Raw genomic sequence first — 19,455 nt, 5'->3', positions numbered from 1 at the left:
TAGTAACGACAAAAACTAAATACTGTTTGGGCGGGCTGTCAGCCCGTCCAAGAAATCAGGACATTTCCTCTGAAAAGAAGAAATGTCCTTTTTTTGTACCCAAAATCAGATGCCGACAGGAGGAACACAATGCCTGAAAAAGCCGTGCAGAAGGAACCGGGCAAAAAGCCCGCGCCATCCAAAAAGCCGAAACCGCAGCAGGAAGTAGTTGTTCAGATTTCGCTCTCCGAGCTGCATCCGTTCCCGGATCACCCCTTTCAGGTGCGGGAGGATGCGTCCATGCAGGAAACCGCCGAAAGCGTTAAGGAATACGGCGTCCTCGTCCCCGCGCTGGCGCGGCCACGGGAGGACGGCGGTTATGAGCTGATTGCAGGCCACCGCCGCAAACACGCCTGCGAGCTGGCTGGGCTGGCCACCATGCCCGTCATTGTCCGCGACATTGACCGGGACGCTGCCACCATCATCATGGTGGACAGCAACCTTCAGCGTGAGAACATTCTCCCCTCCGAACGCGCCAAAGCCTACAAGATGAAGATGGAGGCCATCAAGCGGCAGGGCGCACGAACGGATCTGACTTCGCCGAAAATTTCGGCGAAGTTCCGCAGCGATGATGAAGTTGGTCAGGATGCCGGTGTGAGCGGAGATACCATCCGCAACTACATCGCCTTGACGCAGTTAGTCCCGGAGCTTCAGCAGATGGTGGACGAGAAGAAAATCGCCCTCAGTCCCGCCTATCAGCTTGCGGCGCTGACACCCAAGGAACAAGGGCTGCTTCTGGAAACCATCGACAGCGAACAGACCACCCCCTCGCTCTCGCAGGCGCAGCGGATGAAAAAGCTCAGTCAGAGCGGCGAGCTGAACGAGGACACCATGCTCTCCATTATGATGGAGCAGAAGAAACCGGAGAAAAACGACATCACCCTTTCCGGTGAAAAGCTCCGCAAATACTTCCCGCGTTCCTATACCCCGTTCCAGATCGAGAACACCATCTTCAAATTACTGGACGCATGGCAGAAAAAGCGCCAGCGTGACCAGAGCCGTTGAGCGGACAAGCAGTTTGTTTGTCCGCTATTTTCATGCCAAAAGGAGGACGCCATGTATATCAACACGTTCAAATACACGCCCAAAGATGTGAGCTGCCAGCTCTGTACCGAGTATGTGAAAAAGCTGGGCTGTACCGCCCTGCGCTGCCCGTGGCTGGCCGAGCGCATTGAGGCCGGTGTGGTCGGCTACCGCGAGGCAGTCTTAGAGACATTTCCCCATGAACGCCGCCTGTTCCAGCGCCTGAACCTGCTGATCAAGCATTATCCCGGAAGCCTCTGGAGCAACGAGCAGCATGAGCGCCGAATGCAGTATCAATGTGCCGTGCAGGGCTACCGCCGCCGCAGGGATACCAACGCCTATTATGCGGCCATGTACCTGCTGACCTCCAACGACGACATTTACCGCCGCACGGCAAACTGCTTCTGCAAGGACGGGATTGAGTTCGGCTATGCGGTGTTGAAAAACACCTCGCCGCACAACTACGCACTGTTCATGGCAGCGCGCGACCTCTGCGACAAGACGGAGGCCGTCACGATGGCGGACTTGGCGGAACCGGAGGTCATTGACCCGGAGGCGCTGCGCCTGATCGTCAACGCCACTCTGATCGCCCGCTATGGGCTTGCCGCCTTTCAGATCAGAGCGCGAGGTGCCGAATATGAACGCTGATGATTTTGTCGGCGGGCACAGCATCCTTGCGCTGGAGCGCTTTATGGACGAAACCCGCCACATGATTATTTTTGATGTCCTGTCATGGAAATCTCCTGTGGGTGAAAAGGGCGAACGGCTGAGGTTGTTCCTCTCCGACGTGGGATATGCCAAGGCGCAGGCATCCGAGAGGCGCGGAGAAATCAAAATCCGCAAACACGCCGCCGTCATTGAGGGGCATATCCTCCCTGACCGGAAAAAGCGGCGTCACTAAAGTGATTGGAGGAATTACCATGAGCAGAGTAACAGAGCTGGAAAAAGCGCTGACCACGCTGTTCCGCAAGGGTACGGAGGTCGGCTACACAGAAACGGAGATCGACGAGTTTCTGGAAAACATTGACTATCACGCCCTGCTGCAAGCCGTTTGGAACAAGGCCGAAACGGTCTATGCCTATCGCGCAGACGGCAAGAATGCGCTGAGCTTGGACTATCGCAGCGCGGAGCTGTTCAAGCAGCGTGCGACGCTTCTCTATGAGGACGTAGGCGACAGCTATATCGGCGCGGTGTTTGCCGCCCGGTCGATGGAGTTGTGGCTGCTGGAGGATATGGGCTTTGCCGTCGTTGCCAAATTCAGCGTGAACGCCGGAGAAGGCGAATACGTCACCGAGTATCGCGTCTACAAGGGCAGCGATTGGGCAGACAGCGAGATTTCTCTGGATTTGGAGGACTTGGTGGCCGAGCTTGCCGCCCTGTGCGATCCCTACTACGAACACGAGCAGCCCATCTATGAGCTGTGATGTGGGAAAGGAGTGGAAACGGAGCGGCTTTCCTATGCGGGAAACCATTCAGAACGCAAACGGCAAGCAGTTTCACGCCGTCAGCCTGTCCGGTGGCAAGGACAGTACCGCCATGCTGCTTTTGATGATCGAACGGGATATGCCCATCGACATGGTGCTGTCAGCGGACACCGGCATGGAGTTCCCGGAAATGTACGAACACCTTGCCAAACTGGACGAGCATCTTTTCCGGGAGCGCGGCATCCATATTACCACGCTGCGGCATCCCAAGGGCTTTGAATACCTGATGTTCGACGAACCCAAGCAGAAGCCCCGCAGTCTGGAAAACCGCGCAAAGCTGGGCATCCCGCCCTACGGCAACGGCTGGCCGGGTATCCGCGTCCGCTGGTGTACCGGGCAGCTCAAAACGCACCTCATCACCAAGGAGGTCAACCGGCTCAAAGGCGAGCTGGGCGCGATCCACTATGTCGGTATCGCCGCCGATGAAGCGTGGCGCTGCAAGGACGAGCGGTATCCCCTTGTGGAGTGGGGCATTACGGAGGTGCAGGCGCTCCAAGCCTGCTATGACCGTGGCTTTGACTTCGGCGGGCTGTATGAGATATACCACCGTGCGTCCTGCTGGTGCTGCCCGTTCCAGCGCATCGACGAGCTGCGGAAGCTGCGAAAACACCACCCGGAGCTGTGGGAAAAGCTGATGGAGCTGGATCGCCGTGCGCTGGCGCAGTTCGGCACCGGCCCGCTGGGACAGTTCAAGCAGAACTGGAGCGTGGAGCGGCTGGACGAGCGATTTGCCAAGGAGGACGGTCAAACAGCCTGACCATTCTGCGGAAAGGATTGAAGCAATATGGCTGTATTTCGCGTTGAACGGACGCGGGATTACACGGTGATGTGCAACCATCACCTGAAAGACAGCAATCTTTCCCTAAAAGCCAAGGGGCTGCTCTCCATGATGCTCTCCCTCCCCGACGAGTGGAATTACACCACGCGGGGGCTGGCTGCAATCTGCAAGGAGGGCGTGGACGCCATCGGGAAAACGCTCAAGGAGCTGGAGCTGGCGGGCTACATCATCCGCCGTCAGCTTCGCGGCAAGGACGGGCGCATTTCCGACACGGAGTACACCATCTTCGAGAAGCCCCGAAAGCCCTCTCCACCGGATACGACTTTACCAGATACGGAAAACCCGTATCTGGATAACCCGGATACGGAGGCACCGGATACGGATAATCCCGCGCAATTAAATACTAAGAAATCTAATACTCAAAAATCAAATACTGATCTATCAAGCACTCATTCATTCTTTCTGCCTGCGGCGGACGGAATGACGGACGGGTTTGAGAAAAAAGCGGAGATCAGAGAGCAAATCGAATACGACATTCTCTGTCAGCAGTATGACCGGATGCAGCTTGATGAGCTGGTAGAGATCATGCTGGAGGTCGCCATAAACCGCAGCCCCACGGTCAAGATCGGGCGGGATGCGGAGTATCCCACCGGCTTCGTCCAACAGCGCTTTGAAAAGATCACCTCCATGCATATCGAAAAGGTCATGGACGGTATCCGCGAGAACACCACCCGCGTTTGGAATACGAAAGCCTATCTCATGGCGGCGCTGTTCAATTCCGTTTCCACCATCGACAACCACTATGCCATGCTGGTCAATCACGATTTTCACGGTGGCCCCTAAAGGCCGTCATTTTTCATGCCCGATTTTGGGAGAAAGGATTTGATACCGATGAAACGCCCCCTTGCCTACATCACCGCTCCGTGGAGCGAGAACGAGTTTGAGAACACCGAAAATGCCGCCAAGTATTGCAGGGCAGTCTATGACGCGGGCTTTTCGCCCATCTGCCCCACGCTGTTTTTGCCGCTGTTCCTGCGCGATGAGATTCCGCAGGAGCATAAAGACGGCATCGACATGGCGCGGGAGCATCTGCGCCGCGCTCGTGTGCTGGTGGTTTGCGGCAGCATCGTGGATGAAAGCGTGAAAAACGACATCGCCGTGGCCGAGCGCCTGCGGATCACCGCCACCACGCTGGACGGCATCCTGACCGTCAAGGGACAGGGGCGCAGAAATGAATAAGCATCTTCTGCACCGGCTGGTGGTTCCGCCTTAGTGTCCCGGCATTCTCCCTGCAAATCGAAGGAAAGGAGCGTGATAAGTCATGCAGGAAGAAGTTGAACAGAGAATCGTATCCCTGATGATCTCCTGTGGGAAGCTAGGTGAACAGGAATTTCGTAAGGCCGTTGCCAAGCTGCTGGAGCAGTTGAAAAACGACCGCCAGAAGCATCAGTACAGCAAGGCCAATCCCCACGGGAAAATGACCGTCAAGCAGCTTGCCGCCAAGGATAAGGGATTGCAGAGCATTGAAGTCACCGATCAGAATATCGGCTCATTCAACCGGATTGCCCGGAAGTATGGCATTGACTTCGCTCCATTCAAGGTCAAGGGCGAAAAGCGATACATGGTGTTCTTCAAAGCGCCGGACGCCGACGCCATGACCGCCGCGTTCAAGGAATATACCGCCAAGCAGGTCAGAAAGGCGGAGCGCCCCTCGGTGCTGGAAAAGCTGCAACACTTCAAGTCGCTCATTCAGGCGGCTGTGGTGGACAGGACAAAGCGGAAGGAGCTGGAACGATGAAGCAAGTCAACGTCAAAAAGCTCATTCTTCCCAATATTCCGTATGTGTTCATCGCACTGCTGGCCACCAAGGTCAGCGAGGCGGTGCGGCTGGCTCCCGGTTCAGACGCTTCCACGAAGCTCCTGAACATTATGACCGGCCTGAACACGGCGTTTCACTCCCTTGTCCCCAGCTTTCATCCCATTGACCTGTGCGTGGGCGTTGCCGCCGCCATCGCCATTCGGCTGGCGGTCTATATCAAGGGCAAAAACGCAAAGAAATTCCGCAAAAATCTGGAGTACGGCAGCGCCCGTTGGGGAAACGCGGAGGACATCAAGCCCTACGTCGATCCCGCATTTGAGAACAACATCATTCTCACGCAGACGGAGCGGCTGACGATGAATAGCCGCCCCAAAGACCCGAAAACGGCGCGGAACAAAAATGTCCTGATCGTCGGCGGCAGCGGTTCGGGCAAGACCCGCTTTTGGTTGAAGCCCAATCTACTGCAATGCACCTCAAAAACCTATCCCACCAGCTTCGTCGTCACCGATCCCAAAGGGGACATCGTGGTTTCCTGCGGCCATGCGCTGCAAAAGAACGGGTATCAGATCAAGATTCTCAATTCCCTGAACTTCAAGAAGTCCATGCACTACAACCCGTTCGCCTACATCCACTCGGAAAAGGACATTTTGAAGCTGGTCACGACGCTGATCGCCAACACCAAGGGCGAGGGCAAAGCCGGTGACGATTTCTGGGTGAAGGCGGAAACGCTGCTCTACACCGCCCTCATCGGGTACATCCACTATGAAGCGCCGGTGGAGGAACAGAACTTCTCCACGCTCATTGAATTTATCAATGCGATGGAGGTGCGTGAGGACGATGAGGACTTCAAAAATCCGGTGGACTTGATGTTCGACGAGCTGAAAAAGCGCAAGTCAGACCACTTCGCCGTCCGCCAATATGCCAAATTCAAGCTAAGTGCTGGCAAGACCGCGAAAAGCATACTTATTTCCTGCGGCGCACGGCTTGCGCCCTTTGACATTCAGGAGCTTCGGGAACTGACGGCCTATGACGAGTTGCAACTGGACACGCTGGGCGACCGGAAAACCGCCCTGTTCATCATCATGTCCGACACGGACGATACCTTTAACTTTCTCATTTCCATGTGCTATACCCAGCTTTTCAATCTGCTGTGTGAAAAGGCGGATGATGTGTACGGCGGGCGCTTGCCGGTTCACGTCCGCTGCCTGATCGACGAGGCGGCAAACATCGGGCAGATACCGAGGCTTGAGAAGCTGGTAGCGACGATCCGTTCCAGAGAAATCTCCTGCTGCCTTGTCTTGCAGGCACAGAGCCAGCTCAAAGCCCTGTATAAAGACAGCGCGGATACGATCATCGGCAACATGGACTGTTCCATCTTTTTGGGTGGTAAGGAACCCGGTACGCTGAAAGAGCTGGCGGCGGCGCTGGGCAAGGAAACCATCGACAGCTATAACACCGGCGAGAGCCGTGGCCGCGAGGTTTCCCATTCGCTGAACTATCAGAAATTGGGCAAGGAGCTGATGAGCGTGGATGAGCTTGCCGTGCTGGATGGCGGCAAGTGCATCTTGCAGCTTCGCGGCGTCCGCCCGTTTCTGTCCAACAAATATGATCTCACCAAGCATCCCCTCTACCGCTACACCGCGGATTATGACAAGAAATACGCCTTTGACATAGAGCGTTTTCTGTCCCATCGCCTCAAGCTCAAGCCGGATGATGCAGTTGAGGTGTATCAGGCAGACCTTTCCGGTGAACCTGTCGCCTGACGGCGGCAGCCTGATTTGACAACGACTCGATGAAACTTCGTGGAAGAAATGTACCCTCCAAAATCTAAAAACATATTTTTCGGAGGTACTATTTATGGCTTTCTTTAATTCTGCTGTTGGTGTTCTTCAGACCCTCGTTGTGGCGCTGGGCGCTGGCCTCGGCATTTGGGGCGCGATCAATCTGCTGGAAGGCTACGGCAACGACAACCCCGGCGCCAAATCTCAGGGCATGAAGCAGCTGATGGCCGGTGGCGGGGTGGCTTTGATTGGCATTACCCTCGTGCCGCTGCTGTCCGGTCTGTTCGGCTAATCGGCAGCTCGTTTGCTTCCCATAAATCCACGGAGGGTGCTGCTTTCGGGCGGCATCCTCCCGAAAGGAGGGCAACCCTATGGATTTCTTATGGGATAAGATCACGGAATGGCTGAAAGAAATGCTCATCGGCGGTATCGTGAGCAATCTGTCCGGGATGTTCGATGCAACCAATCAAAAGGTTGCCGAGATCTCCGGTCAGGTGGGCTTATCGCCGCAGGCATGGAACGGCAGCATTTTCAGCATGATACAAAATCTGTCGGAAACCGTGATCGTCCCCATCGCAGGCGCAATTCTCGCCTTTGTGATGACGCTGGAACTGATCCAGCTCATTACCGACAAAAATAACCTCAACGACATGGACACATGGATATTCTTCAAGTGGGCGTTCAAGTCCGCTGCCGCTGTCCTGATCGTAACAAACACATGGACGATTGTGATGGGCGTGTTTGACGCTGCCCAAAGCGTCGTTGCCAGCGCCTCCGGGCTGATTATCGGCGATACCAGCATCGACATTTCAAGCGTCATGGTGGGCATTGAGGATCGGCTGATGGAGATGGAATTGGGGCCGCTCTTCGGCCTATGGTTCCAGTCGCTGTTCGTTGGCATTACCATGTGGGCGCTGACCATCTGCATTTTCATTATCACATTCGGAAGAATGATTGAAATATATCTCGTCACCTCTGTTGCCCCCATTCCGATGGCGACCATGATGGGCAAGGAATGGGGCGGCATGGGACAGAACTACATCCGTTCCCTGCTGGCGCTGGGCTTCCAAGCATTTCTCATCATCGTCTGCGTTGCCATCTACGCCGTTCTGGTGCAGAACATCGCGCTTGTGGATGACATCATCTACGCCATCTGGACTTGCATGGGCTACACGGTGCTGCTGTGCTTCTGCCTGTTCAAAACCAGCAGCCTTGCCAAGTCCGTGTTCAATGCACATTAACGGGGGTGATACCATGCTGACACTCACGCCCGTCGCGCTTGCAACAGCGAACGCATTTGTCAATTCGCATCACCGGCACCATAAGGCAACTGCTGGGCATAAGTTTTCCATCGGCTGTGCCAAGGATGGAGAGCTTGTCGGTGTTGCAATCGTAGGCCGTCCTGTGAGCCGACATCTGGATGATGGCTGGACATTGGAGGTCAATCGCCTTTGCACCACTGGTGAGAAGAACGCTTGCAGCATCCTCTATGCCGCATCCGCGCGGGCGGCAAAGGCAATGGGATACCGCAAGATCATCACCTATACGCTGGATAGCGAGAGCGGCAGCAGTCTCCGCGCCGCTGGCTGGAGCTGCGCAGGTTTGGCAGGCGGCAAATGCTGGACAGGCAGCCGCAAGCCCGCCTCCGCTTTGTACCCGGCGCAGATGAAACTTCGATATGAAAGGCTCTTGTAAGGGGGGATTTCTATGGCCTATGTCAACGTCCCGAAGGACTTAACCAAAGTAAAAACCAAGGTGCTGTTCAATCTCACGAAACGGCAGCTCATTTGCTTCGGAAGCGGCGCGCTCATCGGCGTACCGCTTTTCTTCTTGCTCAAGGGAAGCATCGGCACCAGCCCCGCCGCCATGGTGATGATGGTGGTGATGATCCCGGCCATGCTGTTCGCCATGTATGAAAAGAACGGTCAGCCGCTGGAGGTCGTCATCCGCAACATCTACCGTGTGTGCTTCCAGCGGCCGAAGCAGCGTCCGTATAAGACCAACAATTTTTATGCCGTTCTGGAGCGGCAAAACCAGTTAGACCGGGAGGTGTATCAAATTGTCCGAAAAGAAAAAGCTGACCCACGCCGAACGAAAACAGATCGAAGCCGCCATCGCAAGAGCGAACCGAACGGATAAGAAAGAAAAATCGGCGCAGGACAGCATCCCGTATCAGCGTATGTGGCCGGACGGCATTTGCCGTGTGACCGACACGCGCTACACCAAAACGATCCAGTATCAGGACATCAACTACCAGCTCTCGCAGAATGAGGACAAGACCGCCATCTTTGAAGCGTGGTGCGATTTTCTGAACTACTTTGACAGCTCCGTGCAATTCCAGCTTTCCTTTGTGAACCTCTCGGCTTCGCAGGAAACCTTTGCACGGAGCATTTCTATCCCGCCCTGCGGAGACGAATTTGACGGCATCCGCGCCGAGTACGCCGGTATGCTGCAAAACCAGCTTGCCCGCGGCAACAACGGCCTGATTAAGACCAAGTATCTCACGTTCGGTGTTGAGGCCGACAACCTCCGCGCCGCCAAGCCCCGTTTGGAGCGCATCGAAACCGACCTTTTGAACAACTTCAAGCGGTTGGGCGTTGTGGCTGCGCCGCTGAACGGCTTCGAGCGCCTGCACGTTATGCACGACATCCTGCGGATGGACGAGCAGGAACCGTTCCGCTTCTCGTGGGACTGGCTGGCTCCCTCCGGGCTGTCCACCAAGGACTTTATCGCGCCCAGCTCCTTTGAGTTCAAGACCGGCAGGATGTTCCGCATGGGCAAAAAGCTGGGTGCGATCAGCTTCGTGCAGATTTTGGCACCGGAGCTGAATGACCGGATGCTGGCCGATTTTCTGGATATGGAGAGCAGCGTCCTTGTCAATCTCCATGTGCAGTCCGTGGATCAGGTCAACGCCATCAAGACCGTCAAGCGCAAGATCACCGATCTCGACAAGTCCAAAATCGAGGAACAGAAGAAGGCCGTCCGCGCCGGGTACGATATGGACATTATCCCATCCGACCTTGCCACCTACGGCGCAGAAGCCAAAAAGCTGTTGCAGGATTTGCAGTCCCGCAACGAGCGAATGTTTCTGCTGACCTTCCTCATTCTCAACACGGCGGACACACCCCGGCAGCTTGACAACAACATCTTCCAGACCTCCAGCATCGCGCAGAAATATAACTGCGCGCTGACCCGGCTGGACTTCCAGCAGGAGGAAGGACTGATGAGCAGCCTCCCGCTGGGGCTGAATCAGATCGAGATTCAGCGGGGCTTGACCACCTCCAGCGTGGCGATTTTTGTGCCTTTCACCACACAGGAATTGTTTCAGACTGGCTCCGAGGCGCTGTATTACGGCATCAACGCCCTTTCCAACAACCTCATCATGGTAGACCGGAAGCTGCTGAAAAATCCCAACGGTCTGATTTTGGGTACTCCCGGCAGCGGCAAGTCATTCTCGGCAAAACGTGAGATCACCAATGCGTTTCTTATCTGCCCCAAGGATGACATCATTATCTGTGACCCGGAGGGCGAATATACGCCGCTGGTGGAGCGTCTGCACGGTCAGGTCATTAAGCTGTCGCCCACTGGCAAGGGCTATGACGGTTCGCCCTGCTACATCAATCCGATGGACTTGAATCTGGATTACAGCGACGATGATAACCCGCTGAGCCTGAAATCCGACTTCATTCTGTCGCTGTGCGAGCTGATCGTCGGCGGCAAGGATGGGCTTGCCCCTGTGGAAAAGACCATCATCGACCGCTGCGTTCGCATCGTCTACCGGGACTACCTCAATGACCCGAAACCGGAGAATATGCCGCTGCTGGAGGACTTGTATAACGCCCTCCGTGCGCAGGATGAAAAGGAAGCGCAGTACATCGCCACTGCTTTGGAAATCTACGTCACCGGCTCTCTGAATGTGTTCAACCATCACACGAACGTGGATGTGAATAGTCGCATCGTCTGCTACGACATCAAGGAGCTGGGCAAGCAGCTCAAGAAAATTGGGATGCTGGTGGTGCAGGATCAGGTCTGGAACCGTGTGACCATCAACCGCGCCGCCCATAAAACGACCCGCTATTATCTTGATGAATTCCATCTTCTCTTAAAGGAGGAACAGACGGCCTCGTACAGCGTCGAGATTTGGAAGCGCTATCGCAAATGGGGCGGAATCCCCACCGGCATCACGCAAAATGTCAAAGTGCGCCCAGATAGGGCGCTGTGCAAAGCAGTCTAAGGTACTGCCGCACACGGCAGTGTGCGAAACAATCTGCCTTACCGACTAAGGAGAAATCCTTTACGGGAACAGCGCATGGCAGAAAAAGGAATAGTCACCAAAGGACTTAGGTGCGACTGTTTCCTAATGTTAAGAAGATATGAGGATAAGATTGGGTTTATCGAATGTAAGGTTCCAGTTCCTGTTTTTTGTAGGTGTGGGAAAAGTCCTGAAACCCATGTCATAACGCTGTCACGTCATCTTTCACGGCGGGACAACTGCCAACACGTTATGAAACAGGCGTGAGAACACGTCACAACGAACCGAAAGCATATCCGACAATCTTCACTAACCTATGCACAGTGCTAACTGGGGATTGCCTAAGTCTGGCTCATTTGCCGGATATGGTAACGGAGGCTCCATAGTAGTCCGAGAGGGATAACGACCCTTACATGGCGAAGGGAGCCAGTTAGTAACATCTAAAATGTAAGAATGAAAGGGAGGAGAAACCTCAATGAAACCAACATCTGAAATTTTAGAGCGTATTGAAAAGTGTTCCAGCGAACACAAAGACGGCGTATTCACAAGACTTTACAGATACTTACTTCGTGAAGATATTTACTACGCCGCCTATCAGAAACTTTATGCAAACAAAGGTGCAACAACACAGGGTATCGACAACGATACCGCAGACGGTTTCAGTGACTTCTATGTAAAAGAGTTAATCCAGTCACTAAAGGACGGAACCTACAAAGCCAATCCTGTAAGGCGTGAGTATATTCCAAAGAAAAACGGAAAGCTCCGTCCGCTGGGTATCCCGTCTTTCCGTGACAAGCTCCTGCAAGAAGTTGTCAGAATGATTTTAGAAGCTATCTATGAACCTGTCTTTGACAGCCGCTCCCACGGTTTCAGACCGGGTAAAAGCTGTCATACCGCACTCCGTCAGATTTCTTCTGACTTCACAGGCGTGGTCTGGTTTATCGAGGGCGATATACAAGGTTGTTTTGATAACATCAATCACGAAAAATTGATTGAGATTTTGAGCAGGAAAATCAAGGACAGTCGTTTTCTGAACATCATTCGCCAGTTTTTGAAAGCTGGGTATATCGAGAATTGGAAATACAACGCCACTTACAGCGGTTCCCCGCAGGGTGGTATCTGTTCTCCAATACTTGCAAATATCTATCTGAATGAGCTGGACAAGAAGTTTCGGGAAATCGCAGAACGCTTTGATAAGCCGAAGTCTGCATATCAGACACCGGAATATCATGCGGCAAGCAAAGAATTAAAAAGACTGTCTTATTGGATTGACCATACCGCTGATGAAGCGGCAAGACAAGAACTGATTGACCAGCATAGGGCACAGAAGAAAGCTATGAGAAATCTGCCCTGCAAACCTGCCGACAACAAGAAGTTCACTTTTGTCCGTTATGCGGACGATTGGCTGGCAGGTGTGTGCGGCACAAAAGCGGAATGTGAGGACTTGAAAGCCGAAATCGCTGAATTTCTAAGCACAGAGCTGAAATTAACTCTAAGCGAGGAAAAGACGCTGATAACGCACAGCTCCGAAAAAGTCCGTTTCATTGGATATGATATTTGCGTCCGCAGAAATCAGGAAGTCAAAGGTCACAGAATGAAAAACGGAACGTGGAGAAAATCCCGTACCCTGCACATGAAAGTTGCCCTGTCTGTTCCCCATACGGAAAAGATTGAGAAATTCATGTTTGCAAAGAAAGTCATTCGCCAAAAGGAAAACGGGGAGTTTCAGCCGATACACCGAGCCGGACTTCTCAACCTTGCGGATTATGAGATTGTGGAACAGTACAATGCCGAAGCAAGAGGATTATGCAACTATTACAATCTGGCTTGTGATTATCACACGCTGGACTACTTCTGCTATCTTATGGAGTACAGTTGCTTAAAGACGATTGCTAATAAGCACAAAACCAGTATCCGCAAAATCATTCGCCAGTATAAAGACGGGAAAACATGGTCTGTCCCTTATGAAACTAAAGCAGGAACAAAACGTGTTCGCCCTGTTAAAATCGCAGATTGTAAGCGTGACGAAGCGAGTGACATCATTTATCAGAGAAAGAAATTCAGCTGGAAAACCACTATTAGACAACGGCTCAATGCCAGAGTTTGTGAACTATGTGGGTGTAAAGAAGCCGATTTGTATGAGGTTCACGTTATACGGAACTTAAACGAATTGGGTAATTCTGATTGGGAAACCGTGATGAAAAAGAAGCGGCGGAAAACGCTTGTTGTTTGTAGCAAGTGCCATGAAAGAATACACAGACACTAATCAATACGTTAATTACTAATGGGGAGCCGGATACTTCGAGAGGAGTAAGTCCGGTTCCGAGGGAGGGTGTAGGAAACCTACCGCCAACGGCGGCAAGGCGCCTTTACCCTACCCTACGACCTGTTATCCAGCCGCGAGGTTGAGAACATTTTTGAGAACAGCGATTTCATCTATATGCTCAATCAGGCCGCTGGCGACCGGCAGATTCTCGCAAAGCAGCTCAACATTTCGCCGCATCAGCTTTCTTATGTGACCCACTCCGGCGAGGGCGAGGGGCTGCTGTTCTACGGCAACACGATCCTGCCCTTCATTGACCACTTCCCGAAGGACACCGAACTGTACCGCGTCATGACCACCAAACCGCAAGAGGTGGCGTCGGCATGAAAAGAGAACCGCGTTTGCAGTTTTCCGACGCCGATCTTGCCGAGCCGAAGCTGGAAAAGCCCATCAAGCGGGTGAAAAAAGCGGAGGCCAAGGCGGATAAGGCGCAGGCGAAAATCCCCAAGAAAACCGTGGTCAAAAAGGAACGCGGCTTTGATCCTGCCACCGGCAAGGTCAAAACGCAGCTCCGATTTGAGGAGGTGGACAAGAAAAAGCCGCCCTCAAAGCTGACCCATGCCGTGCAGGATGCCCCCGCCAGCTTTGTTCTCTCTCAGGTTCACCGGGAGGTGCGGCAGAGCGAGGATGACAATGTAGGCGTAGAGGCCGCGCACAAGGTAGAGCAAGCCGTGGAGAGCGGCGGGCGGCTGGTGCAGTCTGCCCACCGCGCCCATCAGCTCAAGCCTTATCGTGCTGCCATCCGTGCAGAGAAAAAGCTGGAACGAGCCAATCTTGACGCGCTCCAGAAGAAAGCAGAGATCGACAGCCCCACCAGCAATCCCGTTTCCAAATGGCAGCAGAAGCAGGCAATTAAGAAGCAGTATGCCGCTGCCAAGCACAATCAGGCGGCGCAGACTACGGCAAAGGCGGCAGAGAATACCGCCAAGGCCGCGAAAAAAGCCGCTGAAAAGGCTGAGAAAGCGGGCAAATATGTGTGGGAACACCGGCGCGGCTTTGCCATTGCCGCCGCAATTCTGCTGATGCTGGCATTTCTGCTCAACGGCCTGTCCTCCTGCTCGGTGATGATGGATGGCGTCGGCTCCGGGATCGCGGCCAGTACCTATCCGTCGCAGGACGCCGATATGCTGGGCGCGGAAGCGCAGTATTGCGTGATGGAAGCAGAGCTTCAGCGCTACCTCGACACCTACGAAAGCACCCATGACTACGATGAGTACCACTTTGATCTGGACACCATCGAGCATGACCCCTATGTACTCATTTCCATGATTACGGCGCTGCATCAAGGGGAATGGACGCTGGATGAGGTGCAGGGTACGCTCCAGATGCTCTTTGACCGCCAGTACATTTTGACCGAGGATGTGGTGGTGGAAACCCGCTACCGCACAGAAACCGACACATGGACGGACGCGGACGGCAACACCCATACGGACACCTATCAGGTGCCGTATGACTACTACATCTGCACGGTCACGCTGGAAAACTTCAATCTCTCTCATGTTCCCGTCTACATTATGAGCGAAGAACAGCTCGGAATGTACGCCACCTATATGGCCACCCTCGGCAACCGTCCCGACCTGTTCCCCGGTTCAGGCTACATCGGCAAGTATGTGGAGGGCAGCTATACCGACTACGACATTCCCCCGGAGGCGCTGGACGATGAGGTATTTGCCGCCATCATCAAGGAAGCGGAAAAGTATCTCGGCTACCCCTACGTTTGGGGCGGCAGCAGTCCCTCCACCTCGTTTGACTGTTCGGGCTTCGTCAGTTGGGTCATCAATCATTCCGGTTGGGATGTGGGCAGACTGGGCGCGCAGGGACTTTGCAATATCTGTACGCCTGTATCCTCTGCTAACGTCAAGCCGGGCGATCTGGTGTTTTTCACCGGAACGTATGATACCCCCGGTGTCAGCCATGTGGGTATCTATGTTGGCAACAATATGATGATCCACTGCGGCGATCCGATCTCTTATACAAACTTAAATTCAAGCTATTGGCAGTCCCATTTCTACCGTTATGGGCGCTTGCCGTAAAGGAGAGTGAACGATATGAACCCGAAAATTATGAAGCTCCGTGGAGAGCTGGAGAAGAACAAAGGCAAAATCTCTGATCTGCAAGGCCGCAACCGCGAGCTGGAAAAGCAGATTCGTGAGCTGGAGGACACCGACATCATCGGCATGGTGCGTGAGAACGGCATGACGATGGAGCAGTTTGCCGAGCTGTTCCGCCGTATGCAGGCCGCGCCTGCACCGGCCACTTTGGAAAAGGAGGCGTTGAACCATGACTAAGAACACACCGCGCATTTTTATCAGTCTGCTGCTGATGCTCTTGTGTATCGGGATTCTCCCCGTTTCCGCTTTTGCCAGCAGCGGCGACTATCCCGATGATACGCTGCCTGCCGTCGAAAGCAGCGCCGCAGGCACGCAGGAAACAAAACAGATCGGCACGGTCACGACCAACGGCGGCAACCTGAACGTCCGCACCGGCGCGGGACTGGACAACACCGCGTTTACGCAGCTCCCCAACGGCACGGTGGTCGATGTGATTGGCAGGGACGGCGATTGGGTAAAAATCCTGCTACCTGCCCGTGTGGGCTATGTGTACGGCAGCTATCTGACCGTCACCGACGCCGCCGACAGTACCGTGAGTATCGGCGGCATTACGCTTCCGTTTGATGAAAAAGAGCTGGCCGACCTCTGGCAGCTCCTTGTCGGCAGCATGACGGGCGGCAGCGACGCGCTGACACCGGACGGCAATCTGACGCTGATCGACGATATTGGCACCAGCACCAAGGCTGGAAAACAGTTCATTACGCTGGAAAGCAAGAACGGCAATGTGTTTTACCTGATTATTGACCGTGACGATGAGGGCGAAGAAACCGTCCACTTCTTGAATCAGGTGGATGAGGCCGACCTGATGGCGCTGACCGGCGAGGAAGAAACGCCCGCCACTTGCTCCTGCACCACAAAATGCGTGGCCGGTGCCGTCAATACATCCTGCCCCGTCTGTGCGGTCAACATGACCGAGTGCGTGGGCAAGGAGGCAAAGATAGAAGTCCCCGCTGAGCCGACAGAACCCGCCGCCGAGGAACCGGAGAAAAAGAGCGGCGTGGGCGGCATCCTTGTCGTTCTGCTGATCGTCGCGCTGGGCGGCGGTGCAGCGTTCTACATCTTCAAGCAGAAAAAGGCCAAGCCGCAAACCAAGGGCAGCGCCGATCTGGACGATTATGACTACGGCGAGGACGAGGACGAATACGAGTTTGAGCCGTATGAGGGCGAACCGGAACAGGATACTACGGAGGATACGGACACATGAGATACTTCACCAATAATCCGCTGGAACGCCTGATGATGCAGAAGCCGAAAGCAGCACGGGAGGACAGCCCTCCCGCCGCTGCCAAGGAACACTTCTGCTATGGCTGCAAGCGCTTCGGACAGAGCTGCGTTCGCCCCTGCTACCGTGACGTAAAGAGAATGGAGGCTGCGCCATGCGCCTTGTGATCGCCGAAAAACCCTCCGTGGCGCAGAGCATCTCCGCCGTGCTGGGTGCAAAATCCCGGCATGATGGGTATCTGGAGGGCAGAGGGTATATCGTGTCGTGGTGCTTCGGGCATCTGGCAGAGCTGGCCGATGCCGCCATTTACAATGCCGATGATGCCAAATGGACGCTGGCGGCGCTGCCCATCATTCCTACCTCGTTCCGCTTCATCGTCCGCTCTGAAAAGCAGAAGCAGTTTGACATTCTGCGGGAGCTGATGCGCCGGGAGGATGTGGCAGAGGTGGTCAACGCCTGCGACGCTGGGCGCGAGGGTGAGCTGATCTTCCGCACGGTTTACTGCCTTGCGGGATGCTCCAAGCCGATTCTGCGGCTTTGGATTTCCTCCATGGAGGATGATGCCATCCGCAGCGGCTTCCAGCAGCTTAAATCTGGGCGCGACTATGACGGCCTGCATCAATCTGCCCTGTGCCGCGCCAAGGCTGATTGGCTGGTTGGTATCAACGCCACGCGGTATTTCTCCCTGACGTATGGCCGCACATTGAACATCGGGCGCGTCATGTCGCCCACGCTGGCGCTGCTGGTACAGCGCGAGGCGGAGATCTCCGCATTTGCGGCAGAACCGTTCTACACCGTCCAGCTCGATTGCGGCTTTCCCGCCACGACAGGCCGAATGAAGGACAGGAAGGACGCCGACGCCATCGCCAACGCCTGCAAGGGCAAGGCAGTAACCGTCAAAAGCGTGGAGCGCAAGGAAAAGTCTGAGAAAGCGCCCGCGCTCTACGATTTGACCTCCCTCCAGCGCGACGCCAACCGCGTTCTCGGCTACACCTCTCAGCAGACCCTCGACTATCTCCAAGCGCTCTATGAAAAGAAGCTCTGTACCTACCCGCGCACCGACAGCCGCTTCCTGACCGACGATATGGAGGGCAGCGTCCCCGGCCTTGTCGCTGCCGCTGCCGCTGTCTGCGGCATGGAGAAGCCTCCGACCATCTGCGCCAAGCAGGTATGCAGCAGTAAAAAAGTCACCGATCACCACGCCATTGTTCCCACCATCAGCGCGGAAAAGGTAGATATGGCCTCTCTGCCGCTGGGCGAACGCGAGGTGCTGAAGCTGGCGGCAAGGGGCTTGCTTCGTGCGGTGGATGAACCACATCGCTACGCAGAAACGGTCATTACGGTGGACTGTGCCGGTCAGAGCTTCACCGCCAAGGGCAAAACCGTTCTTACTCCCGGCTGGAAGCGCTATGAGCAGGAGCAGGTAGAGGCAGCGCCTGCGCTGCCGGTGGTAACGGAGAATCAGACGCTTTCCGTATCTGCCGCATCGGTCAAGACCGGAAAAACCACGCCGCCCAAGCACTTCACCGAGGATACGCTGCTGGCTGCAATGGAGAACGCGGGCAAGGAGGATATGCCTGATGATGCCGAGCGCAAGGGCATTGGCACCCCGGCGACCCGTTCCGGTATCATTGAAAAGCTGGTGTCCTCCGGTTTTGTGGAGCGCAGGAAGTCCAAAAAGATCACAAATCTGCTGCCCACCTCTACCGGCACGGCGCTTATCACCGTTCTGCCCGAACAGCTCCAGTCTCCGCAGCTCACCGCTGAATGGGAACACCGCCTGAAAGAGATTGAGCGCGGCGAAATCGCCCCGGACAGCTTCATGGATGGGATCGCCGCCATGCTACATGAGCTGGTGCAGACCTACAAACCCATCCCCGGTACGGAAGTCCTGTTCCCCTCCGGGCGTGAGGTAGTCGGCAAGTGTCCCCGCTGCGGAGCCGAGGTGACGGAATCACCGAAAGGCTTTTTCTGTGAGAACCGTGCCTGTTCCTTTGTTCTCTGGAAAAACAGCCGCTTTTTCACAGCCAAGAAAAAGGTGCTGACAAAATCCCTTGCCGCTGCGCTTTTGAAAAATGGCCGCGCCCCGCTGAAAGGCTGCTACTCGGAAAAAACCGGGAAAACCTATGATGCCAGTGTTCTTCTGGAGGACGATGGACAGCGCACGGGCTATAAGATGGTGTTCGACAATGGCTGATGCGCCGCGTATGGATCACAAGCAGCTCCGCCGCGCCAAGAAGCTCATTCGGAAGCTCTGCTGTAATTACGATCACGGCAACTGCCTTGCTCTGGATGATGGAGAGCCTTGCGCCTGCGTACAGGGTATTTCCTACTCGCTGCTGTGCAACTGGTTCCGAAACGCGGTACTTCCCGCCGACCATGAGCTGCTGGCCGACGTGATGCGGGAAAGGCCGGGGAAGCGCTGCGCCGTCTGCGGTAAGCCGGTCTATTCTTCCTCCAATCGCGCCAAATATTGCCCCGCCTGCGCCAAGCAGGAGCGCCGAAAGCAGGACGCCAAACGAAAGCGTGAACAATACTGGAACCTCCGCAAATAGAGGGCGTAAAAGCCCCGTGCCGCAAGGCTTTTTCCATGCGGAATCACAAGGGGCTGCGTCATTCTATC

At 54.9% G+C, this 19,455-nt stretch carries 21 protein-coding genes; all 21 read left to right on the top strand.

Going from position 1 to position 19,455, the window contains the following annotated elements; translation table 11 throughout:
- The first annotated feature begins 129 nt into the window (after positions 1 to 129).
- The 21 genes from FGQ61_RS00645 (at position 130) to FGQ61_RS00535 (ending at position 19,387) form a co-directional block, all read left to right on the top strand.
- Positions 130 to 1,044: a ParB/RepB/Spo0J family partition protein gene (locus FGQ61_RS00645; RefSeq protein ID WP_138374231.1), complete on the top strand. Its 915-nt coding sequence runs from the start codon at positions 130 to 132 to the stop codon at positions 1,042 to 1,044.
- Positions 1,045 to 1,095: 51 nt separating this feature from the next.
- A complete protein-coding gene (locus FGQ61_RS00640; protein ID WP_116705169.1) occupies positions 1,096 to 1,710 on the top strand; it encodes a hypothetical protein in 615 nt (204 codons plus the stop codon).
- On the top strand, positions 1,700 to 1,963 hold the full coding sequence (locus FGQ61_RS00635) for a DUF5720 family protein (protein ID WP_021633188.1): 264 nt from the start codon (positions 1,700 to 1,702) through the stop codon (positions 1,961 to 1,963). The genes FGQ61_RS00640 and FGQ61_RS00635 overlap by 11 nt, the downstream gene beginning before the upstream one ends.
- A 19-nt stretch (positions 1,964 to 1,982) precedes the next feature.
- Positions 1,983 to 2,486 (top strand): hypothetical protein, encoded by a 504-nt coding sequence (locus FGQ61_RS00630; protein ID WP_007883215.1) that lies wholly within the window; start codon positions 1,983 to 1,985, stop codon positions 2,484 to 2,486.
- Between the two features lie 34 nt (positions 2,487 to 2,520).
- Positions 2,521 to 3,303 carry a phosphoadenosine phosphosulfate reductase domain-containing protein gene (locus tag FGQ61_RS00625; RefSeq protein WP_138374230.1) on the top strand — a complete coding sequence of 261 codons (783 nt, stop codon included), beginning with the start codon at positions 2,521 to 2,523 and terminating at the stop codon, positions 3,301 to 3,303.
- Positions 3,304 to 3,330: 27 nt separating this feature from the next.
- Positions 3,331 to 4,167 carry a DUF6017 domain-containing protein gene (locus tag FGQ61_RS00620; protein ID WP_138374229.1) on the top strand — a complete coding sequence of 279 codons (837 nt, stop codon included), beginning with the start codon at positions 3,331 to 3,333 and terminating at the stop codon, positions 4,165 to 4,167.
- 48 nt (positions 4,168 to 4,215) lie between these two features.
- Entirely contained in the window at positions 4,216 to 4,563 is a 348-nt protein-coding gene (locus FGQ61_RS00615) for a DUF7768 domain-containing protein (protein ID WP_138374228.1), read from the top strand.
- A gap of 82 nt (positions 4,564 to 4,645) precedes the next feature.
- On the top strand, positions 4,646 to 5,122 hold the full coding sequence (locus FGQ61_RS00610) for a PcfB family protein (RefSeq protein WP_118684023.1): 477 nt from the start codon (positions 4,646 to 4,648) through the stop codon (positions 5,120 to 5,122).
- Positions 5,119 to 6,906 (top strand): VirD4-like conjugal transfer protein, CD1115 family, encoded by a 1,788-nt coding sequence (locus FGQ61_RS00605; protein WP_138374227.1) that lies wholly within the window; start codon positions 5,119 to 5,121, stop codon positions 6,904 to 6,906. The genes FGQ61_RS00610 and FGQ61_RS00605 overlap by 4 nt, the downstream gene beginning before the upstream one ends.
- Before the next feature lie 94 nt (positions 6,907 to 7,000).
- A complete protein-coding gene (locus FGQ61_RS00600) occupies positions 7,001 to 7,216 on the top strand; it encodes a Maff2 family mobile element protein (protein ID WP_021633195.1) in 216 nt (71 codons plus the stop codon).
- Positions 7,217 to 7,295: 79 nt separating this feature from the next.
- Positions 7,296 to 8,165 (top strand): VirB6/TrbL-like conjugal transfer protein, CD1112 family, encoded by an 870-nt coding sequence (locus FGQ61_RS00595; RefSeq protein ID WP_138374226.1) that lies wholly within the window; start codon positions 7,296 to 7,298, stop codon positions 8,163 to 8,165.
- 13 nt (positions 8,166 to 8,178) lie between these two features.
- Complete coding sequence (locus tag FGQ61_RS00590) at positions 8,179 to 8,619, top strand: XF1762 family protein (RefSeq protein ID WP_138374225.1); 441 nt, start codon at positions 8,179 to 8,181, stop codon at positions 8,617 to 8,619.
- A 12-nt stretch (positions 8,620 to 8,631) separates the two neighbouring features.
- Complete coding sequence (locus FGQ61_RS00585; protein ID WP_007883202.1) at positions 8,632 to 9,063, top strand: PrgI family protein; 432 nt, start codon at positions 8,632 to 8,634, stop codon at positions 9,061 to 9,063.
- Complete coding sequence (locus tag FGQ61_RS00580; RefSeq protein WP_171021461.1) at positions 8,984 to 11,158, top strand: VirB4-like conjugal transfer ATPase, CD1110 family; 2,175 nt, start codon at positions 8,984 to 8,986, stop codon at positions 11,156 to 11,158. The genes FGQ61_RS00585 and FGQ61_RS00580 overlap by 80 nt, the downstream gene beginning before the upstream one ends.
- 493 nt (positions 11,159 to 11,651) lie before the next feature.
- Positions 11,652 to 13,442 (top strand): reverse transcriptase domain-containing protein, encoded by a 1,791-nt coding sequence (locus FGQ61_RS00570; RefSeq protein WP_138374223.1) that lies wholly within the window; start codon positions 11,652 to 11,654, stop codon positions 13,440 to 13,442.
- A 174-nt stretch (positions 13,443 to 13,616) separates the two neighbouring features.
- Complete coding sequence (locus FGQ61_RS00565; RefSeq protein ID WP_229025887.1) at positions 13,617 to 13,826, top strand: hypothetical protein; 210 nt, start codon at positions 13,617 to 13,619, stop codon at positions 13,824 to 13,826.
- Positions 13,823 to 15,532: a C40 family peptidase gene (locus FGQ61_RS00560; RefSeq protein ID WP_138374222.1), complete on the top strand. Its 1,710-nt coding sequence runs from the start codon at positions 13,823 to 13,825 to the stop codon at positions 15,530 to 15,532. The genes FGQ61_RS00565 and FGQ61_RS00560 overlap by 4 nt, the downstream gene beginning before the upstream one ends.
- Before the next feature lie 15 nt (positions 15,533 to 15,547).
- A complete protein-coding gene (locus FGQ61_RS00555; protein ID WP_118625738.1) occupies positions 15,548 to 15,787 on the top strand; it encodes a DUF4315 family protein in 240 nt (79 codons plus the stop codon).
- The gene (locus tag FGQ61_RS00550) at positions 15,780 to 16,814 is read left to right on the top strand and encodes a CD1107 family mobile element protein (protein ID WP_138374221.1); all 1,035 of its coding nucleotides are present in this window, start codon (positions 15,780 to 15,782) and stop codon (positions 16,812 to 16,814) included. The genes FGQ61_RS00555 and FGQ61_RS00550 overlap by 8 nt, the downstream gene beginning before the upstream one ends.
- Before the next feature lie 172 nt (positions 16,815 to 16,986).
- Positions 16,987 to 19,029 (top strand): DNA topoisomerase 3, encoded by a 2,043-nt coding sequence (locus tag FGQ61_RS00540; RefSeq protein ID WP_138374220.1) that lies wholly within the window; start codon positions 16,987 to 16,989, stop codon positions 19,027 to 19,029.
- Positions 19,022 to 19,387 carry a cysteine-rich VLP domain-containing protein gene (locus tag FGQ61_RS00535; RefSeq protein ID WP_138374219.1) on the top strand — a complete coding sequence of 122 codons (366 nt, stop codon included), beginning with the start codon at positions 19,022 to 19,024 and terminating at the stop codon, positions 19,385 to 19,387. The genes FGQ61_RS00540 and FGQ61_RS00535 overlap by 8 nt, the downstream gene beginning before the upstream one ends.
- Positions 19,388 to 19,455 lie beyond the last annotated feature (68 nt).

The organism is Collinsella aerofaciens, from assembly GCF_005844325.1.
In the GTDB taxonomy this organism is placed as follows: domain Bacteria; phylum Actinomycetota; class Coriobacteriia; order Coriobacteriales; family Coriobacteriaceae; genus Collinsella; species Collinsella aerofaciens_G.
The sequence above is the reverse complement of the archived record's forward strand: the minus strand, read 5'-3'. Positions and strand labels throughout refer to the sequence as shown.

Coding starts and splice junctions, on each gene's coding strand:
- FGQ61_RS00560 (WP_138374222.1), top strand. CDS start 13,823: ATGAAAAGAGAACCGCGTTTGCAGTTTTCCGACGCCGATCTTGCCGAG.
- FGQ61_RS00645 (WP_138374231.1), top strand. CDS start 130: ATGCCTGAAAAAGCCGTGCAGAAGGAACCGGGCAAAAAGCCCGCGCCA.
- FGQ61_RS00555 (WP_118625738.1), top strand. CDS start 15,548: ATGAACCCGAAAATTATGAAGCTCCGTGGAGAGCTGGAGAAGAACAAA.
- FGQ61_RS00625 (WP_138374230.1), top strand. CDS start 2,521: ATGCGGGAAACCATTCAGAACGCAAACGGCAAGCAGTTTCACGCCGTC.
- FGQ61_RS00565 (WP_229025887.1), top strand. CDS start 13,617: ATGCTCAATCAGGCCGCTGGCGACCGGCAGATTCTCGCAAAGCAGCTC.
- FGQ61_RS00615 (WP_138374228.1), top strand. CDS start 4,216: ATGAAACGCCCCCTTGCCTACATCACCGCTCCGTGGAGCGAGAACGAG.
- FGQ61_RS00585 (WP_007883202.1), top strand. CDS start 8,632: ATGGCCTATGTCAACGTCCCGAAGGACTTAACCAAAGTAAAAACCAAG.
- FGQ61_RS00600 (WP_021633195.1), top strand. CDS start 7,001: ATGGCTTTCTTTAATTCTGCTGTTGGTGTTCTTCAGACCCTCGTTGTG.
- FGQ61_RS00635 (WP_021633188.1), top strand. CDS start 1,700: ATGAACGCTGATGATTTTGTCGGCGGGCACAGCATCCTTGCGCTGGAG.
- FGQ61_RS00605 (WP_138374227.1), top strand. CDS start 5,119: ATGAAGCAAGTCAACGTCAAAAAGCTCATTCTTCCCAATATTCCGTAT.
- FGQ61_RS00590 (WP_138374225.1), top strand. CDS start 8,179: ATGCTGACACTCACGCCCGTCGCGCTTGCAACAGCGAACGCATTTGTC.
- FGQ61_RS00595 (WP_138374226.1), top strand. CDS start 7,296: ATGGATTTCTTATGGGATAAGATCACGGAATGGCTGAAAGAAATGCTC.
- FGQ61_RS00620 (WP_138374229.1), top strand. CDS start 3,331: ATGGCTGTATTTCGCGTTGAACGGACGCGGGATTACACGGTGATGTGC.
- FGQ61_RS00550 (WP_138374221.1), top strand. CDS start 15,780: ATGACTAAGAACACACCGCGCATTTTTATCAGTCTGCTGCTGATGCTC.
- FGQ61_RS00570 (WP_138374223.1), top strand. CDS start 11,652: ATGAAACCAACATCTGAAATTTTAGAGCGTATTGAAAAGTGTTCCAGC.
- FGQ61_RS00540 (WP_138374220.1), top strand. CDS start 16,987: ATGCGCCTTGTGATCGCCGAAAAACCCTCCGTGGCGCAGAGCATCTCC.
- FGQ61_RS00535 (WP_138374219.1), top strand. CDS start 19,022: ATGGCTGATGCGCCGCGTATGGATCACAAGCAGCTCCGCCGCGCCAAG.
- FGQ61_RS00640 (WP_116705169.1), top strand. CDS start 1,096: ATGTATATCAACACGTTCAAATACACGCCCAAAGATGTGAGCTGCCAG.
- FGQ61_RS00610 (WP_118684023.1), top strand. CDS start 4,646: ATGCAGGAAGAAGTTGAACAGAGAATCGTATCCCTGATGATCTCCTGT.
- FGQ61_RS00630 (WP_007883215.1), top strand. CDS start 1,983: ATGAGCAGAGTAACAGAGCTGGAAAAAGCGCTGACCACGCTGTTCCGC.